We start from the raw sequence: 15,951 nt of genomic DNA on the forward strand, positions 1-15,951 counted from the left end.
CCTCCGGCACGGCGGGCTTTCCGACAGGAGAGACGTATGACGACCAGCCCGGCCACCGAGCCGACGTCACCCCGCACGGACGGGAAGTACGCCCGTCTGCTCAGCCCGACGACCATCCGCGGCCACGTGCTCCGCAACCGCATGATCACCACGGCGCACAGCATCATGGCGCCCTGGCACCCGGCCGGCGACGAGACCACGTACGTCGACTACTGCCGCCGCCGGGCCAGGGGCGGGGCCGCGCTGCTCATCGCGCAGCCGGTCAACGTCGAACCGTTCCACGACTGGCCGCGGCCGGTGATCGACCGGCTCAAGCGGCTGGCCGACGCCGTCCACGAGGAAGGCGCGCTGGTCACCCCGCAGGTCGTCAACTTCGGCCGCCAGATCGGCTCCCACGTGCTGCTCGACGAGCGCGCCGAATGGTCCTTCAACGGCGGCCAGGACGAGTTCGGCGAGGCCGCCCACCGGATGACCGGTGCCGAGATCCAGCTGATGGTCGACGCCTACGGCCGCACGGCCGAGGTGTTCCGCGAGGCCGGACTGGACGGGCTCGAACTGCACGGCGCCCACGGCTACCTCCTCCAGCAGTCCTACAGCCCCTGGGGCAACGGCCGCGACGACGAGTGGGGCGAGCAGCTGGCCTTCTCCACCGCGGTGCTCGAAGCGGTGCGCTCCGGGCTGGGCGAGGACGGGATCCTCGGCTGGCGCATGACGGCCGACGACCATCTGCGCGAGGACGAGCAGGGCCTCACCGTGGAGGAACTCAACGACGTCGCCAGGCGCCTGGTGGACACCGGCCACATCGACTTCATGAACCTCTCCATCGGCACCAAGGCACCGGCCTACTCCCAGCCGTCGGTGGCCTCCTTCCGCTACCCCAAGGGCTACGACCTCGAACTGGCCAAGGGCCTGCGGGACGCCATCGGCGCGCGGGTGCCGGTGGTCGGCGTCGGCGGCATCGTCGACCCGGACATGGCGGAACGGGCCCTCGAACACGGCATGTGCGACCTGATCGGCATGACCCGCGGCTTCCTCTCCGACCCGGACCTGGGCGTCAAGATCCTGCGCGGCGACGAGGGCCGCATCCGCACCTGCGTGCGGATCGCCGAGTGCAACAGCCGGCGCGTGGACGGCAAGGCCGTGCAGTGCTGGCACAACCCGGAGTTCGGCCGCGAGGCCCAGTTCGCGGCCCTGCCCGCACCGGTGCGGCGCAAGCGGGTCCTCGTCGTGGGCGCCGGGGTCGCCGGTCTCCAGGCCGCCGAGACGGCGGTCAAGCGGGGCCACGACGTACGGATCGTCGAGGCGTCCGACCGGCCGGGCGGCCGGCTGCGCACCCTGCTCGGCACCCGCGCCGCCGAACTGTTCGGCACCGTCGACCACCTGGTGGGCGAACTGCGCCACGAGGGAGTCGAGGTGGAGTACGGACGCCGGCTCACCGCGGCCGGGATCCGGGACGCGGGAGTGGACGAGGTCGTCGTGGCCACCGGCGCCGCGCACGACCTGGCCGCCCACGGGCTCGACCGGCCCGGCATCGTCACCGTCGACGACGCGATCGCGCACGGCGTGCCCGAGGGGGCGACCGTGCTGGTCGTGGACCGCACCGGCCACAACCCGGCCGGCGTGGCGGTGGAGAAGCTGGCGCTGGAGGGCCACGACGTCGTCTACGTGACGCCGTTCGACCGGCTGGTCACCAACAGCGGCTACAACCACCGCCTCGACTACCAGGACCTCTTCCGCCGGTCGTCGCACATCACGGCGACGACCTTCCGGGACCTCAGGTCGTACGAGGACGGCCGGGCCACGCTCATCGACCCCGACGGCGTCGAGAGCGTCCTGCCGGGCATCGACGTCGTCGTCGCCGCGGTGCACCCCGTGCCGCGCGACGGGCTGGTCCACGAACTTCAGGCGCTCGGCGTCACCGCGCACACCTGCGGCGACGCGATCGCACCCCGCGGCGTCACCACCGCCACCCGTGAAGCGACCCTGCTCGCACAGACCTTCTGAGTACGCCGGGCCGTGCCGCGACCCCGCGGCCCGGCCCCGCCCACCCCGCATGGATCGGACCGGTCCGGCGACCGCGGAGCCCGCTCGAGACTCCTGCCGCGCGAACGGCGTCAGTGGAGCGGCCCGTTCCTCACTCTCTCAAGTCCTGATCACCTAGGAGACATCCGTGCACCGCTCTGCGAAAATCGCCGCCGCGACACTCGCCCTGGCCCTGCCGCTCACCGCGTGCGGCGGGGGCGACTCCAGCTCCTCGGCGGGCGCCGAAGGCCCCATCAAGATCATGTCGATCGCCTCCTTCGAGAGCTCGGTCTACTCGATCCCCCAGCTCCAGACCGCCATCCAGGCCTCGGCCGACGCGGTGAACAAGGAGGGCGGGATCGACGGCCGCAAGCTCAAAGTCTCCTTCTGCAACGACAAGTTCGACCCCAACGAGGCCACCGCCTGCGCCCAGCGCGCGATCAGCGAGGGCGTCGCCGCCGTCGTCGGCGGCATGACGCCGCACACGGCCGCGCTCGCCCCCGTCCTGGAGGCGGCGAAGATCCCGTTCATCGGCCCCGGCGGCGGTGACGGCACCGCGGAGAGCGAGGAGGCGGTGTTCTACCCGATCAACGCCGGGTCCAGCGCCTTCGTCATCGCCGCCGGCCGACTGGCCGCGGAGCGCGGCGGCGACAAGGTCGTCGTCGTCCCCGGGGACAACGCCTCCAGCCGCGCCTCCGTCAAGCAGGCCGAGCTGGGCGTCAAGAAGGCCGGCGGAACCGTGAAGGAGGTGGTCGCCCCGCTCACGGCCGCCGACTACAACCCGACCGCGCTCAAGGTGCTCGACCAGAAGCCCGACGGGGTCGTCATCACCGCCTCCGGCGACACCGCGACGCGCATCGTGTCGGCCCTGCGCGAGAACGGGTTCAAGGGTCCGATCACCGGCCCGGCGTCGATCGTCAACCCGGCCTCGATCAAGGCGCTCGGCGACAAGGCGGAGGGCATCGTGCTCGCCGGGCGCGGCCTTCCCGCGGCGTACACCGAGAACAAGATGATCGCGCGGTTCAACAAGGAGGTGCGCGCCCTCGACGCCGACGCGCCCATCGACGACATCAGCCTCAACGGCTGGCTCTCCGTGCGCGCCCTGCCCGGCATCCTGAGCGGCAAGAAGGTCACCGACGGACAGTCGGTCATCGACGCCCTCTCGAAGATCGACAAGTCGGTGGACCTGTTCGGCATCTACCCCGACTACCCGGGCCTCGGCGGCGACGCGCCGCACAAGGAGTACCCGCGCGTCGCGGTCTTCGAGGTGATGCCGAGCACCGTCAACGACGGCAAGATCGTCCCGGACGGCGAGTTCTTCGACCCGCTGGCGGGCTGACCCACCAGGGCGGTACACGACGGCGGACGGCCAGTGGACCAGATGGCCACCGGCCGTCCGCATGCGCTGTGCCGGGCCGGACGGTGCGCCACGCGGTGCTCCTCGACGCGCCGGGTGGACCGGGTGCGCCGGGCGTACCGGGTGCGCCGGGCGTACCGGCGGGGGCGAAGGGGCGGCCCGGGGCGGTACGGCCTCCTCCCGGCAGGGTCCGGGAGGAGGCCGCGGGCGCATGGCTCCCCCGGGACGCGGTAGGCCTGCCGGGGAGCGGGAGAGCCCTGCTCCGCGCCGCCACCGGGCCCGGGGCGGAGGAACACGGTCGGCGGCGCACGGCCGAGGGGCCCGGGGATCTCCCCGGGCCCCTCGGCCGTGCCGGGCCTCTCAGGCCAGTGACCCCCCGTCGACGACCAGTTCGGCGCCGGTGGCGTACGAGCCGAGTTCGGAGACGAAGAAGTAGACGGCCCGGGCGATCTCCTCCGGGCGGCCCATCCGGCCCATCGGGATCGCCGCCTCCACGGACGCGACCCGTTCGGGGTCCCGTTCCGTGATGCCGGCGATCATCGGGGTGCGGACCAGCCCGGGCAGCACCGTGTTGACGCGTACGCCGTGCGGTGCGAGCCGCCGCGCGGCGACCCGGCTGATCCCGCGCACCCCCCACTTGGTGCTGACGTAGGCGACGTCCGGGCTCTGCGCCGGAGGCATCGCCGCGCCGGAGGCGATGTTGACGATGGAGCCCCGGCCCTGCTCCCGCAGGTGCTCCCCGACGATCTGGACCCCGAGGATCACTCCAAGCTGGTTGACCGTGGCGGCGCGGTGGAACAGGACCGGGTCGGGCGGGCCCTGGAGGAGGTACTCGCTCTTGACCCCGGCGGCGGCCACCAGGCCGTGCAGCGGACCGAAGCGGTCCACCGCCGCGGTCATGAGCGTCTCCCACGAGACCGGATCGCCGACGTCGTGGTGCACGAAGAGGCCGTCCAGCTCGGCTGCCAGCCGTTCACCCTCCGTGCGCTGCAGATCGGCGACGACCACCCGGTAGCCCTGCTCGGCGAGATACCGGCAGGTGGCCGCGCCGATGCCGCTGGCTCCCCCGGTGACGACGACGGTGTGCACGCTCACGCCTCGAGCGGGTTGAAGAAGTCGCCCTCGCGGACCACCTTGCCGTCCTTGACGGTGCTGCCGACCGTGTCGAACTGCGGGACACGCGGGTACTCCTCGGCGTCCGGGGTCGCGGGCACGCCCGGGTAGTCCGGGGCGGTGCCGAGCACGATCGGCTTCTCGACGGCTTCGAAGGCGGCGATCACCGAGGCGCCGTCGGTGACGTCCCGGCCCTTGAGCACCTCGGCCAGCAGGTACATGCCGGTCCAGGCGTTGAGGGCGAGGTCGTCGGTCTGGGCCTTGGGGTCCTCCTTCTTCATCTGCGCCAGGAACTCCTTGACCTGGGGGATGTCGGTGGACGTGGGCGGTACCACCCGGCTGGTCATGCGGACGCCCTCGGCGAAGTCGCCGAGCGCCTCCAGGCTGGCCGGCGGGAAGAGAGAGCCGGGAGCGGTGACCGCGCCCTCGTACCCGGACTGGCGCAGGCTCTTGACCACCTTCAGCGCGTCCTCGGTGACGACTTGCAGGGCGATGGCGTCCGGCTTCAGCTGCAGGGCACGGGCGACGGTCGCGGAGACGTCCGGGGCGCCCAGCTTCATGGTGACCTTGGTCATCTTGGCGCCGGCCGACTCGGCGCCCTTGATGCTCAGGTCGGCGCCGGTCTGCGAGCCCTCGTTGTCGGAGGCGATGACGACGGTGGAGGAACCGGCCTGGGCGGCGAGGCGCCCGGTGCCGAGCGACATGCCGGGGGCGCCCGCGTTCACAGGGAAGGAGATCTCGCTCTGCAGCTCGGCCCCGCCCGAGCTGGCGCTGCCGGCCACCAGCGGGATCTTCGCGGCCTCGAGGACCGGGAGGAACTGGGGTGAGAAGGGAGAGGCGCCGCCGATCACGGCGTGCATGCCGTCCGTCACCGCGCGCTGGGCGCAGGAGGTGGCCTCGTTGGGGTCGAACTTGTCGTTGCAGATCTTGAGCTCGATCTTGCGCCCGTCGATACCGCCGTTCTCGTTGATGTCGGCGATCTTCGCCCGCAGTGCCGTCTCGACCTGAGGGGTCGAGAAGACCGGTGTCTCGAAGGAGCCGATCGACATGAGCTTGATGGGGCCCTCGGCGGCGGCGGAATCCGCGTCGGAGCCGCCGCACGCGGCCACGGAACCGAGGGCGAGGGTGGATACGACGAGGGTGGAGAACAGTCTTCGCTTCATGAGCTTCCTTGCTCTGGGAGACGGAGTCCTTGCCACGTATAACGAAACGCAGTTAGGTTAATCACGCACAGCTCGGCATTTCAAGGGATGCGTTCACGCCATGTCTCGCGACAATCCAGCCGCGCGCAACCCTTGCGCTCCACTTGAGACGGGCGTAAAACCAAACAGCGTTTACTACGCTGTGTGTGCCGTCACCGCCACCCGGTGACGGCACGCCCGGCTCCACCACCGCTGAGGGAGATGACGTGACTGAAGTCGCCCACACCGAGCCCGGCACGGCGCGAGCCGCCGCCCTGCGGGCGACGTCGCTCGTCGCCGGCTACGGCGAACTCGCCGTCGTACGCGGGCTGGACCTCGAGGTCCACGCCGGTGAGATCGTCGCGCTGCTTGGGCCCAACGGCGCCGGCAAGTCGACCACCCTGCTGACGCTCGCCGGCGAGCTGCGCCCGCTGGGCGGGGAGATCAGCTGGTTCGGCGCACCGCTCACCGGCGGCCTGCACAAGCGCGCGGCGGCCGGCCTCGGCTTCGTTCCCGAGGAACGCTCCGTCATCATGTCGATGTCGGTACGGGACAACCTGCTCCTGGGCAGCGGCGGCCTCGAGCCCGCCGTCGAGGTCTTCCCCGAACTGGGCAAACTGCTCGACCGCCGGGCCGGACTCCTCTCCGGCGGCGAACAGCAGATGCTCACCCTCGGCCGCGCGCTCGCCCGGCGGCCGAAGGTCCTGCTCGCCGACGAGCTCTCCCTGGGCCTGGGACCGATCGTGGTCGACCGGCTCCTCGCGGCGCTCCGCGACGCCGCTACCACGCTGGACATCGGGGTGCTGCTCGTGGAGCAGCAGGCGCGCCGTGCCCTCGGCGCCTCCGACCGCTGGTACCTGATGCGCCGCGGCGAACTCGTCGCGAGCGGCGACTCCGCGGACGGCGACGAGGAGATCCGGCGCCGTTACCTCTCCGACCACGACAGCGCCGCCTGACGCGCTCCCGGCCTCACCACTCACAGGAGACACCTCCATGGACATCCTCCGGTATGTGCTCATCGGCCTGGGAGCCGGTGCGCTCTACGCGCTGATCGCCCAGGGGCTGGTACTGGTCTACCGGGGATCCGGCATCCTGAACTTCGCCCAGGGCGGCTTCGTCATGGTCGGCGGCTACGCCTACTACCAGGCGGTGGTGGGCTTCTCGCTCCCGCGCTGGCTCGGCCTGGTCTTCGCCGTCGTGGTGGGCGCGGTCCTCGGAACCCTGGTGCAGCTGTTGATCCTCAGACCGATGAAGGACGCCTCGGCCCTGCTGAAGGTCATCTCGACCCTGGCCGTGCTGATGGTGCTGACATCCGCCGCCGTCCTCATCTACGGCAGCGACCTCAAGGCGGCGCCCTCGCTGCTGCCGACCAACGGCATCCAGGTCGCCCCGGACGTCTACGTCGGCGCCGACCGTATGATCCTCTTCCTCCTCGGCGCCGCCTCCACCGTCGCGCTCTGGTTCGTCTACCGCCGGACCACGTTCGGCCGCGCCACCGGTGCGGTCGCCGAGAACGTCCGCGTCGCCGCGAGCCTCGGGCACTCCCCGGAGCGCATCGCGACCGTCAACTGGGCCCTGGGCGCCGGCCTCAGCGCCCTCGCGGGCGCGCTGATCGCGCCGATCACCTACCTGCAGCCGCAGGTCCTCGCCATGCTGGTGATCCCCGCCCTGGCCGTCGGCCTCATCGCCAACTTCAACTCGTTCCCGATCGTCTTTGCCGGAGCCGTCGGCCTCGGCGTCATCGAGTCCCTCCTGGCCCGCTACGTCAGCGCGCCCGGCTGGTCGGCCAGCGTGCCCTTCATCATCGTGGTCGTCGTCATGGTGCTGCGCGGCCGCGGCATCCCGCTGCGCAGCCACGTGCTGGACCGCATGATCGACGTCGGCTCCGGCAAGGTGCGGGTCGTCCCGACCGTCGTCGTCACCGCGGTCATGGCCTGGCTGGTCTCCTCGGTGTTCGACCTCGCCTGGACCAACGCCGTCACCGTCACCATGGGCTTCGCGATCCTGTGCGTGTCCATCGTGCTCGTCACCGGCTACGCCGGGCAGCTCTCGCTCGCCCAGTACGTGCTGGCCGGCTTCGGAGCCCTGGTCGCCGCCCGCCTGGTGGCCGACCTGAAGTGGCCCTTCCTCGCCGCCCTCGTGGGCGCCGTGGCCATCACCGCGCTGCTCGGCGTGCTGGTGGCGCTGCCCGCCCTGCGCACCCGCGGCATCAACCTGGCCATCGTCACCCTCGGCCTCGCCGTCGTCATCTACAACATCGTCCTCAACAACAGCGACTACAGCGGCGGCACCAGCGGCATCGTCGTCCCGCCCATCGAGATCTTCGGGCTGAACGTCAGCGGCCTGCTGGCACCCGGCAACTACGCCGTGATGGCGCTCGTCCTGCTGGTGCTCGTGGCGGTCGGCGTCCTCAACCTGCGCCGTGGCGCCGTCGGCCGGCGGCTGCTGGCCGTGCGGAGCAACGAGCGCGCGGCGGCCTCGCTGGGCGTCAGCGTCTTCGGAGCCAAGCTGTTCGCGTTCGGCGCGGCGGCCGGCATCGCGGCCATCGCCGGTGTGGTCCTCACCTTCCGCAGCTTCAGCGTGGTGACCGTCAACTTCGACACCTTCAACTCCATCGTGGTCGTCGCCATGACCGTGGTGGGCGGCGCCGGATACGTCGGCGGCGGTGTCATGGGCGGCACCCTGATGCCGTCCGGCGTCGGCTCGGAACTGTTCTCCGGCATCCACTCGATCGAGTCCTGGCTGCCGCTGATCAGCGGCCTGATGCTGCTGGTCATCCTGGTGCAGAACCCCTCCGGGCTGTGGCAGGTCAACGTCGAACTGGTCAAGGGCGTCGGACGCAGGCTGCGCCGCAAGAAGGCCGAGCCGGTCGCCGACGCCGCGGACGTCGAGGCGGCCGAGGCCGTCAAGGCCGAGCCGGTGCCGGCCAAGCGGCTCACCGTCTCCGGGGTGCGGGTGCGCTTCGGCAACGTGATCGCCGTCGCCGACGCCACGTTCACCGTCGAACCCGGCACCGTGCACGGCCTGATCGGCCCCAACGGCGCGGGCAAGACCACCGTCATCGACGCCGTCACCGGCTTCGTCCGGACCGAGACGGGCACGGTCGACCTCGACGGCACCGACCTCACCCGCCTGACGCCCCAGAAGCGGCTGAAGGCCGGCCTGGGACGCTCCTTCCAGTCCCTGGAGCTGTTCGAGGACCTCACCCTGCGCGAGAACCTCGCCATCGCGAGCGAGCAGTGGAGCCCGTTGAAGTACGGTGCCGACTTCGTGCGGCCGGGCCGCATCCAGCTCAACGGCGTCGCCCTCGCGGCGGCCCGCGAGTTCAACCTGCTGGACGAGCTCGACCTGAAGCCCGGCGAGCTCTCCATGGGCCACCGCCGCCTCGCGGCGATCGCCCGGGCCGTCGCCAGCACCCCCTCGGTGCTCTGCCTCGACGAGCCCGCCGCCGGCCTCAGCGACCCCGAGGCCCAATACCTGGCCGCGCTGCTGCGCCGCCTGGCCAAGGACTGGGGCATGGGCATCCTGCTGGTCGAGCACAACATCGACATGGTGCTCGCCGCCTGCGACGAGGTGACCGTGCTGACCGCCGGCGCCGTCCTCGTCAACGGCAGCCCCGACGAGGTCCGCAACGACCCGCGGGTGCTCAGCGCCTACCTCGGCGGAGGCGACGAATCCGACGAGCCCGACGAGCCCGCTGCGTCCGGCGAGTCCGACGGCCCGCAGGACACCGCGGAGCCCGCCGGCCGGCGCGACGGCGATCTGGTCGGGGAGCACAGCTGATGAGCGGGGACGGGGGCACGGCCCGCCGGGTCGTGCCCGCCCGCCTCGCCCACGTGGTGCTCCGCACCCGGCGCTTCCGGCCGGTGCTCGACTGGTGGGCCGGCCTGCTCCAGGCGGAGGTGGTGTTCGAGAACGAGTTCATCGGATTCCTGACCTTCGACGACGAGCACCACCGGATCGCGGTCGTCGCGCCGCCCGGCCTCGGCGGCCCCGCCGAGCGGGCGGCGGGCCTGGACCACATCGCGTTCACCTACGCGAGCCTGGCCGACCTGGTCGCCACCTACGAGCGCCTCAAGGCCGGTGGCACCGTCCCCACCTGGGCGGTCAACCACGGCCCGACGCTGTCGCTCTACTACCAGGACCCGGACGGGAACCGGGCCGAGCTGCAGATCGACCGCTTCGTCGACAACGAGGAGGCGACCGCGTTCCTGCGCTCGCCCGCCTTCGCCAGGCACCCGGTGGGCCACAGCGTGGACTTCGACGACCTGGTCCGCCGCTTCCACGCGGGCGAGGACGAGTCCGTGCTCACGGCCTACCGCTACGACCACGAGAACGAACGGTCCGCGACCGGCCCACCGGCCGGAGAGAGGGAGGAGGGGACGTGAGCACCGATCCGCTGACCGTGGTGCGCGACTTCTTCGCACACTTCGGGCCGACCCACGACGACATGGTGGCGACCGCCCGGCGGCTGTGCCACGACGACCTGTGGTGGGCCTCCGCCGGCTTCGACCCGCCCCGGGTGACCAGCCTGGAGCAGCTGGTGGCGGACCTGGAGAAGGCGAAGGCCAGTAAGGGGGTGGCGGGCTTCCGGTTCGAGCTGGTGCACGCCGCCGCCGAGGGCCCCTACGTCCTCACCGAGCGGTACGACGACTCCGTCGACGCCGACGGCAGGCTGCTCCACTCGTTCAAGGTGATGGGCACGCTCAAGGTCGAGGACGGCCGCATCCGTTGGGTGCGCGACTACTTCTACGACACCCGCGAGTTCGCCGAGCGGTATCTGCCCGAGGACTTCGCGACCGACCGGCCGCCCCTCCTGGACGACCACATGCGCGCCGGGGACTGACCCTCCTTCCCCCGCGCCGCCGACCCTGATAGAACACTGTTTGGTTTTGCGCCGAGGTGAACGGAGAACACGACGATGGGTTCCCTGGATGAGAGGGTCGCGCTGGTCACCGGCGCCGGCTCCGGAATGGGCCGGGCCTCCGCGGAGGCCCTCGCCGCGGCGGGCGCGAAGGTGCTGGTGACCGACGTGAACGGCGACACCGCCACCGCCACCGCCGCCGCGATCGCCGCGGCGGGCGGCTCGGCCACCGCGGCGGTCCTGGACATCGCCGACGAGGCGTCCTGGGAGGAGGCGGTGGCAGCGGCCCGCCGCGTGTTCTCCGCGCCGGTCACCGTGCTGCACAACAACGCCGCCCTCACCGGCGGGCCCGTGATGGACCTCGACCGCGATCCGCTCCATCTCGACCTGGACGCGTGGAACACCAGCCTGTCGATCACCCTGACCGGCGCGGCACTCGGCTGCAAGCACGTGCTGCCCGGGATGCTCGAAGCCGGGAACGGCAGCATCGTCAACATGTCCTCCACCCGCGGCGTCACAGGCGCCACCTGGCGGATGAGTTACAACACCGCCAAGGCCGGCATCATCGGGCTGACCCGCACGGTGGCGGTGCACTACGGGGCGCAGGGCGTCCGCTGCAACGCGATCGTGCCCGGCGTCTTCGACACCCCCGCGCTGCGCAGCGGCCTGCCCGCGGAGCGGCTGCGCGAGGTCGAGCGCTCCCATCTGCTGAACCGGGTCGGCCGGCCCGAGGAGATGGCGCAGGCGGTGGTGTTCCTCGCCTCCGACCTCTCCAGCTTCATCACCGGCGCGGTCATCCCGGTCGACGGCGGACAGACCGCCTTCAGCGAAGGGCTGGCCCCCGCGGTCAGCCGCGGAATCGAGGACTGAGCCATGAGTAAGAGGACACTGGTCATCGGCGGCACCGGTCCGACCGGCCCGCACATCCTGCAGGGGCTGCTCGACCGGGGCCACGACGTCACCATGCTGCACCGCGGCGCCCACGAGCCGCCCGGTCTGCCTGACGTCCGGCACCTGCACGCCGACCCGCACTTCGCCGAGACGCTGGAAGAGGTCGTCGGCGGCCAGGAGTGGGACCTCGTGGTCGCGACCTACGGCCGGATGCGGGTGACCGGGGAGTTCTTCGCCGGCAAGACCGACCAGCTCGTCTGCGTCGGCGGCGTGCCGGTCTACCGGGGCTTCATCGAGCCGCAGGGCTCCAAGCCGTGGGGCATGGAGATCAACGCCCGTGAGAACAGCCCGCTCGCCGACACGGCCGAGGCGCCCGCGAAGTTCGCGATGCAGATCCTCAACGCCGAGCGCTCGGTGATGGAGCGGGCCGCGAACGGCGCCTACAAGGCGTCCTACGTCCGGTATCCGCAGATCTACGGCCCGCGCAACATCGTGCCGTGGGAGTGGGCGGTGCTGAAGCGGATCCAGGACGGCCGGAAGTACATGATCCTGCCCGACGACGGCCTCTGGCTGATCTTCCGCTGCGCCGCCCGCAACGCGGCCGCGGGCATCATGGCGATCGTCGACCAGCCCGAGCTGGCCGACGGCGAGTCCTACAACGTCGCCGACGACGACCAGTTCAGCATGCGGCAGTGGGCCGAGACGGTCGCCGGTATCTGCGGTGCGGACCTGGAGTTCATCGGCATCCCCTCCCTCATCGCGCCGTCCGCCGTCAACGAGTTCCTGGCCCCGGCCTCCCGGCCGCACATGACGGTCGACGCCTCCAAGATCCGTACCCAGCTCGGGCACAAGGACGTCATCACGGCGTACGACGCGCTGGTGGAGACCGTCGAGTGGCTGCGGGAGAACCCGCCCACCCCCGAGGCGTACCCGATGTACACCGGCAAGTTCGACTACGAGCTGGAGGACCGGCAGGTCGCCGCCTACGCCAAGGCGGTCGAGATGTGCCGGGCCGAGGCGCCCGATGAGGCCCCGCCCCTGGCCCACCCCATGCCGCACCCGAAGGTCCCGTCGCTGACCGGCGACGAACGCGGACGCTGAGCGAAGGACGACACCGTGCCCATCCAGCAGAAGCTGTCCGAGGACGGCGTCCTCGAGCTGGTCGTCGACGCCCCGCCGGTCAACGCCGTGGGGATCGAGGACCTCGCCGCGCTGGCAGCCGTCGTGGAGGGCGTCGCCGCGCGCCCCGAGGTGCGTGCGGTGGTCCTGCGCGGCGAGGGCCGGGGCTTCATCGGGGGCGGTGACGTCAAGGAGGTCCAGCGGCTGCCCGGCTTCGAGGGCATCCTCGGGCAGGTCACCGGCTCCACCGACCTGACCGTGGCCCTGCACGAGTGCGCCGCCCCCGTCATCGCCGCCGTGCACCGCTACTGCATCGGACTGGGCGTCCTGGTCGCCGGGGCCTGCGACATCGTGGTCGCCGACGAGGAGTGCCGCTTCGTGCTCGCCGAGGTCGACAACGGTGCCACCGGCGGCGCGGTCCAGGCGATGGGCCTGATGCCGGACAAGCGGCTGCGCCAGGCCATGCTCACCTGCGAGCCGGTCCTGGGGCGGGAGCTGGCCTCGTACGGGACCGTGGTCGCGGTGCCCGACGAGGAGTCGGTGCCGGTGGAGGCCCGGCGGCTGGCCGGAGTCATCGCGGCCAAGAGGCCCTCGGTGGTCAGGGCGGCCAAGAAGGCCATCAACGGCAGCGCCCGGCGGGACATCGGCCCGCTGTACCGCCAGGAGACCGCGTTGACCCTCGAACTCAACATGCGCGGTGACGCGCGCGAGGCCCGCGAGACCTTCGTGTCCGGCGAGCGCCGGGGCTACCTGTCGCGGGACACCCCTTCGTAGGGGACCGCTCGTACGGTTCCCGCCGGGCTCGTGGGGGCCGGCACCGCGGTCCGCCGCGGTGCCGGCGGTTCCCCGCGAGCTCTCGGCTTCGCGCGGGCAGTCGGTCTCCGACGGGCCCCGCCCCACCCTGCTCCGGCCCGGGACCGCGTGGAAGAACCCCGGCCCCGGGACGGAGCTGCACATCAGGATCCAAACACTGTATGGTTTTGTGGACGGCATCTGACGGCCGGCCCGCACGACGTCGAGCACTGGAGGAACGCCCATGCCCGCGGACACGTCCGTGAAGTACACCCGCACCCCCTACCTCGTGGTGCAACGGGACAACTCCACCCGCAAGGACGTCTACGGCACGATCGGTGACTCGGTGGTGCTGCAGGCCCAGTTGCTCCGTGGTGAGAACCCGTCCACCACCTGCGTGGTCGCCATGCACCCCATCGGCTCACCCGGCTACCTGCCGATGTTCTCGGCGCTGGCCCGCGCCGGATTCCACGTGCTCGCCGCCGGCACCCGCTACAGCAACGGCGACGCCGCGCTGATCATGGAGAACGTCCTCCTCGACCTCGGCGCCGTGGTGAAGGACGCCAAGGAGCGCCTCGGCTACGAGCGGGTCGTCCTGGCCGGCTGGAGCGGCGGCGGCTCGCTGATGATGGGCTATCAGGCCGAGGCCGAGAAGCCGGTCATCAAGCTCACCGGCGCGGGGGAGCACACCCCGCTCGCCGACACCCGGCTCACCCCGGCCGACGGGGTGATGATCCTCGCGGCGCACCGCAGCCGCCACCACCTGCTGACCGACTTCCTGGACGCCTCGATCCTGGACGAGTCGCGCCCCGACGAGCGCGACCCCCACCTGAACCTTTACTCCCCCGAGAACCCCGACCAGCCCCCGTACACAGCGGAGTTCCTGGCCGAGTACCGCGCGGCCCAGGTGGCCCGCAGCCGCCGTATCACCGCGTACGCCCAGGAACGGCTGGCCGGCCTCAAGGCGGCCGGACGCCACCAGGAGGAGCACTGCTTCGTGGTGCAGGGCACCATGGCCGACCCCCGCTGGCTGGACCTCGCCGTCGACCCCAACGACCGGGCCCCCGGCTCCTACCTCGGCGATCCCCGCCTGGTCAACGACGGCCCCTCGGCGCTGGGCCGCTTCACCACCACCCGCAGCTGGCTCTCCCAGTGGTCCTACGACACCGCCCAGGTCGACGCCGCCGACGCGGCGTCCCGGGTCACCGTCCCGGTGCTTCTGCTGGAGAACTCCCGCGACGACGCGTGCCCGCCGGCCCACCCCCGGGCCATCTACGAGGGCATCGCCCACGAGAACAAGCAACTCAGCGTGATCGAGGGCGCGAACCACTACTACAGCGGTCAGAAGGAACACCTCCAGTCCGCGGTCGACCACATCGACGGCTGGCTGACGCAGAACGGGTTCGACCGATGACCGCCCGGGCGGCGTCGGCCGACGGCGGCGCGCTCGCCGGCCTCCGCGTCCTCGAGGTCGGACACATCATCAGCGGGCCTTTCTGCGCGCACCTGTTCGCCGATCACGGCGCCGAGGTCATCAAGGTCGAACCCCCGGCCGGTGACGACATGCGCCGCTGGGGCGGGCTCTACAAGGGCGTGGGGCTGTACTGGCCGATCATCGGCCGAGGCAAGAAGTCGGTCACCCTCGACCTCCGCGACGCCGAGGGGCAGGCCGCCTTCCGCGAACTGGCCCGTACGGCCGACGTGGTCATCGAGAACTTCCGTCCCGGCACCATGGAGCGCTGGGGCCTCGGCCCCGAGGACCTGCACGCCGACAACCCGGACCTGGTCATGGTCCGCATCACCGGCTACGGGCAGACGGGCCCCCTGCGCGACCGCGCCGGATTCGGCTCCATCGCCGAGGCGATGAGCGGCTTCCGGCATCTGTCCGGCGAGCCGGACCGGCCTCCCGTGCGGGTCGGCATCTCCATCGGGGACGCCCTCGCGGGCACCCAGGGCTTCATCGGCGCGCTGCTCGCCCTGCTGTCGGGCCATCTGCGCACGGGGCCCCGGGGCCAGGTGATCGACGTGGCGCTCTACGAGGCGACGTGGATGTACATGGAGTCGATCCTTCCCGAGTTCGTGAAACTGGGGAAGGTGCGCGGACCCTCCGGACCCCTGCTGCCGGGCATCGCGCCCTCCAGTGTCTACCCCACGTCCGACGGACGGTGGATCGTCATGGGGGCCAACAAGGACACCGTGTTCAGCCGGCTCGCCGCCGTGATGGAGCGCCCCGAGTGGGCCGCGCCGGACGGCCGTTACGCCACCCATCTGCTGCGCGGCGAGCACCAGCTCGAACTGGACGCCGAGATCGCGCGGTGGACGCGCGGGCAGACGGTCGACGAACTCCTCGGCGTGCTGGACAAGGCGGGGGTGCCGGCCGGCCGGATCTACACCGCGCCCGACATCCTCGGCGACCCGCACTACCGCGCGCGGGGCATGGTCGTGGAGGTGCCCGATCCGTCGTTGGACGGCGAGAGCGTCCCGATGCCCGGTGTGGTGCCCAAGCTGAGCCGGACACCGGGCACCATCCGGCGCGGTGCGCCGCTGCTCGGTGAGCACAACGACGAGATCCTGGGCGCGCTGCGGACGACGTCCGCGGGCCGGAGGTGACC

General features: G+C 71.7%; 13 protein-coding genes. 11 read left to right on the top strand and 2 right to left on the bottom strand.

Annotated elements, in window-relative coordinates; genetic code table 11:
* Nucleotides 1-36: 36 nt before the first annotated feature.
* Complete coding sequence (locus OHB56_RS39880; RefSeq protein ID WP_351127757.1) at nt 37-2,004, top strand: NAD(P)-binding protein; 1,968 nt, start codon at nt 37-39, stop codon at nt 2,002-2,004.
* A gap of 166 nt (nt 2,005-2,170) precedes the next feature.
* A complete protein-coding gene (locus tag OHB56_RS39885; RefSeq protein ID WP_326750890.1) occupies nt 2,171-3,361 on the top strand; it encodes an ABC transporter substrate-binding protein in 1,191 nt (396 codons plus the stop codon).
* Nucleotides 3,362-3,739: 378 nt separating this feature from the next.
* Here the strand turns inward: OHB56_RS39885 and OHB56_RS39890 are convergent, their stop codons facing one another.
* Together OHB56_RS39890 and OHB56_RS39895 are read right to left on the bottom strand one after the other, a co-directional pair.
* Nucleotides 3,740-4,474 (bottom strand): SDR family NAD(P)-dependent oxidoreductase, encoded by a 735-nt coding sequence (locus OHB56_RS39890; protein ID WP_326750889.1) that lies wholly within the window; start codon nt 4,472-4,474, stop codon nt 3,740-3,742.
* On the bottom strand, nt 4,471-5,655 hold the full coding sequence (locus OHB56_RS39895) for an ABC transporter substrate-binding protein (RefSeq protein ID WP_406358790.1): 1,185 nt from the start codon (nt 5,653-5,655) through the stop codon (nt 4,471-4,473). The genes OHB56_RS39890 and OHB56_RS39895 overlap by 4 nt, the downstream gene beginning before the upstream one ends.
* 245 nt (nt 5,656-5,900) lie before the next feature.
* Here OHB56_RS39895 and OHB56_RS39900 point away from each other — a divergent pair, with 245 nt between their 5' ends.
* The 9 genes from OHB56_RS39900 to OHB56_RS39940 all read left to right on the top strand — a co-directional run bounded on the left by OHB56_RS39900 (nt 5,901) and on the right by OHB56_RS39940 (nt 15,949).
* Nucleotides 5,901-6,629: an ATP-binding cassette domain-containing protein gene (locus tag OHB56_RS39900; RefSeq protein ID WP_326750887.1), complete on the top strand. Its 729-nt coding sequence runs from the start codon at nt 5,901-5,903 to the stop codon at nt 6,627-6,629.
* A 37-nt stretch (nt 6,630-6,666) separates the two neighbouring features.
* On the top strand, nt 6,667-9,456 hold the full coding sequence (locus tag OHB56_RS39905; RefSeq protein ID WP_326750886.1) for a branched-chain amino acid ABC transporter permease/ATP-binding protein: 2,790 nt from the start codon (nt 6,667-6,669) through the stop codon (nt 9,454-9,456).
* Nucleotides 9,456-10,061: a VOC family protein gene (locus tag OHB56_RS39910; protein ID WP_326750885.1), complete on the top strand. Its 606-nt coding sequence runs from the start codon at nt 9,456-9,458 to the stop codon at nt 10,059-10,061. The genes OHB56_RS39905 and OHB56_RS39910 overlap by 1 nt, the downstream gene beginning before the upstream one ends.
* Complete coding sequence (locus OHB56_RS39915) at nt 10,058-10,519, top strand: limonene-1,2-epoxide hydrolase family protein (RefSeq protein WP_326750884.1); 462 nt, start codon at nt 10,058-10,060, stop codon at nt 10,517-10,519. Before OHB56_RS39910 ends, OHB56_RS39915 begins: the two co-directional genes overlap by 4 nt.
* 75 nt (nt 10,520-10,594) lie before the next feature.
* The gene (locus tag OHB56_RS39920) at nt 10,595-11,407 is read left to right on the top strand and encodes an SDR family NAD(P)-dependent oxidoreductase (protein ID WP_326750883.1); all 813 of its coding nucleotides are present in this window, start codon (nt 10,595-10,597) and stop codon (nt 11,405-11,407) included.
* 3 nt (nt 11,408-11,410) lie between these two features.
* Entirely contained in the window at nt 11,411-12,529 is a 1,119-nt protein-coding gene (locus OHB56_RS39925) for a hypothetical protein (protein ID WP_406358793.1), read from the top strand.
* Between the two features lie 15 nt (nt 12,530-12,544).
* Nucleotides 12,545-13,321 (top strand): enoyl-CoA hydratase-related protein, encoded by a 777-nt coding sequence (locus tag OHB56_RS39930; RefSeq protein ID WP_326750881.1) that lies wholly within the window; start codon nt 12,545-12,547, stop codon nt 13,319-13,321.
* Nucleotides 13,322-13,583: 262 nt separating this feature from the next.
* A complete protein-coding gene (locus OHB56_RS39935; RefSeq protein WP_326750880.1) occupies nt 13,584-14,753 on the top strand; it encodes a hypothetical protein in 1,170 nt (389 codons plus the stop codon).
* Nucleotides 14,750-15,949 carry a CoA transferase gene (locus OHB56_RS39940; protein ID WP_326750879.1) on the top strand — a complete coding sequence of 400 codons (1,200 nt, stop codon included), beginning with the start codon at nt 14,750-14,752 and terminating at the stop codon, nt 15,947-15,949. Before OHB56_RS39935 ends, OHB56_RS39940 begins: the two co-directional genes overlap by 4 nt.
* The last annotated feature ends 2 nt before the right edge of the window (nt 15,950-15,951 follow it).

Source organism: Streptomyces sp. NBC_01635 (assembly GCF_045209715.1).
Classification (GTDB): domain Bacteria; phylum Actinomycetota; class Actinomycetes; order Streptomycetales; family Streptomycetaceae; genus Streptomyces; species Streptomyces hirsutus.